This is a genomic window from Actinomadura madurae, from assembly GCF_900115095.1.
Classification (GTDB): Bacteria; Actinomycetota; Actinomycetes; order Streptosporangiales; family Streptosporangiaceae; genus Spirillospora; species Spirillospora madurae.
In genome coordinates, this window is sequence record NZ_FOVH01000047.1 from 1 (window position 1) to 2,611 (window position 2,611).

General features: G+C 74.7%; 1 protein-coding gene. It reads left to right on the plus strand.

Going from position 1 to position 2,611, the window contains the following annotated elements:
* On the plus strand, positions 1 to 2,611 hold a 2,611-nt coding region (locus BM339_RS47285), incomplete at both ends, for a condensation domain-containing protein (RefSeq protein ID WP_143118912.1).

Here is a 2,611-nt window from a genome sequence, read left to right on the forward strand (position 1 = left end):
TGCTGTTCGAGATGTTCCTCACCGCCGCCGCCTGGCAGCCCGCCGCACCGTTCGACACCCTGCGCCTGGTCCTGGTCTCCGGCGACTGGGTCGCCCGTGACCTCGGAGCCCGCCTCTCGGCGCTCGCACCCGGCTGCCTGCTCGTGGCGCTGGGCGGCGCGACGGAGGCGGCGATCTGGTCCAACCAGTACGAGGTCACCGACCTCATGCCGGACTGGCCGTCGGTCCCGTACGGGACGCCGTTGCGCAGCCAGTGTTTCCGGGTGGTGGACGCGCATGGCCGTGACTGTCCCGACTGGGTGCCGGGCGAGTTGTGGATCGGTGGTGCCGGGGTGGCGCGCGGGTACCGCAACGATCCGGTGCGCACGGCCGAGCGGTTCCCGCTGCATGATGGCCGTCGCTGGTACCGGACCGGCGACCTGGGGCGCTACCGTCCCGGCGGGCTGCTGGAATTCCTGGGCCGTACCGACCACCAGGTCAAGATCCGCGGCCACCGCATCGAACTCGGCGAGATCGAGGCCGCGCTGCGCTCCCACCCCGGGGTCCGGACGGCCGTTGCCGTGGTCGCAGGCTCCGCCACCGCCCGCCTCGGCGCCGTCCTGGTGCCGAACGCGGCCGGCGCCGTCCTCGACCCCGAACAGGTCCGCGCCCACGCCGCCGCCCTCCTGCCCGCCGTGATGCTGCCCGAGCAGCTCATCGTCGTGCCCGAGCTGCCGACCTCCGCCAACGGCAAGGTCGACCGGGCCGCGCTCGCGCGCCGGCTGGAGCACGCGGTGCCGGACGGGGCGGGCGGCACGGCCCCGCGCGGGCCCGTCGAGGAGGTCGTGGCCGAGACCTGGGCCGAGGTGCTCGGCCGCGAGCGCCCCGACCGCACCGCGGACTTCTTCCTCCTCGGCGGCGACAGCCTCGCCGCGACCCGCGTCGTCGGGCACCTGCTCTCGCCGCGCGTCGGCGTGCGCGGGGCGTCCGTGGGCGCCCTGTTCGAGCGGCCCGTCCTCGCCGACTTCGCGGCCGGGCTGCGCCTGGACGGCCCGTCCGCCGGGGCCGAGCCGCTGTCCGCCGACCCCGCCGCCCGGCACGAGCCCTTCCCGCTCACCGAGGTGCAGCACGCCTACCTGCTCGGCCGCGCCGACGGGATGCCGCTCGGCGGCATCGGCACCACCTACTACCTGGAGTTCACCGGCGAGCGGATCGACACGCGGCGGCTGTCGGACGCCTGGAACGCGCTGATCGCACGGCACGAGATGCTCCGCGTGGTCGTCGAGGACGGCGCGCAGCGCGTCCTGCCGCACTCGGCGGTCACCGCGTGCGAGGTCCGCACCGCCGAGGCCGCGGACGCAGGTTCGGCGTCGGAACTGCTGCGCCGCTCCCTGACGGGCCGCACGTTCGACCCGTCCCGCTGGCCGCTGTACGCGAGCATGGTCGTGCACCACGGCGCCGGGTCGTCCCTCGGCATCGTCGTGGACTACCTCGTCCTGGACGGTCTGAGCGTCCACATCCTTCTCGGCGAGCTGGCCGCGCTCTACGACGACCCGGACGCGGCGCTCCCGCCGCTGGAGGTCTCGTTCCGCGACTACGTGCTGGGCGTCCGGCCGTCCGACGCCGAGCGCACCGACTCCGAGCGGTACTGGCGGGCACGGCTGGGCACGCTCCCGCCGGCGCCGAGGCTGCCCCTGGCCAAGGACCCGGCCACGGTGACGCGGCCGCGCTTCAGCCGCCGCGAGGGCCGGCTGGCCCCCGCCCGCTGGGCGGCGGTCAAGACCTGGGCCCGCGACCACGGCGTCACCCCGTCCATGGTGCTGCTGGCCTGCTACGCCGAGGTGCTGTCGCGGTGGAGCGCCGAACCGGATCTGACGATCAACCTGACGCTGTTCGACCGCCGCGACGTCCATCCCGGCATCGGCGCCGTCCTCGGCGACTTCACCTCCCTCACCCTGCTGGAACACCGCCCGGCCGCGGGGGAGGACCTGCGCGCGGGCGCCCGCCGGCTCCAGGAGCGGCTAGCCGCGGACCTGGACCACCGCGCCGTGTCGGCCGTGTGGGTGCAGCGGGAGCTGGCCCGCGCGAAGAGCCCGGCCGAGGCCGCGATGCCCGTGGTGTTCACCAGCACGCTCGGCATGTCCGACGACCTCTTCGACCGGATGCCCGCGAGCTTCCCCGCGTTCACCGGCGGTGCCTCCCAGACGCCGCAGGTGTGGCTGGACCACCAGGTGATGGAGCAGCGCGGGGCGCTCGTCTTCCACTGGGACGCGGTGGACGAGCTGTTCCCGGACGGGCTCCTGGACGACATGTTCGCCGCCTACCAGGACCTCGTCGCCACCCTGATCACGGCGCCTTCCGGCGTCCCGGGCACCGCCATCGCACTCCCGGCCGGGCAGGTCGAGGTGCGGGAGCGGGTGAACGCGACGGCTGGTCCGGTGCCGGAGGGGTTGTTGCATGGCGGGTTCTTCCGGTGTGCGGCGAGGGGTCCGGAGCGGGTGGCGCTGCTGTGGGGTGAGTCGGGGTCGATGACGTACGGGGAGTTGTCGGCGAGGGCGCTTGGTGTGGCGGGTGTGCTGCGGGGGTGTGGTGTGCGTCCGGGCGACACGGTGGCGGTGTGCTTGCCGAAGGG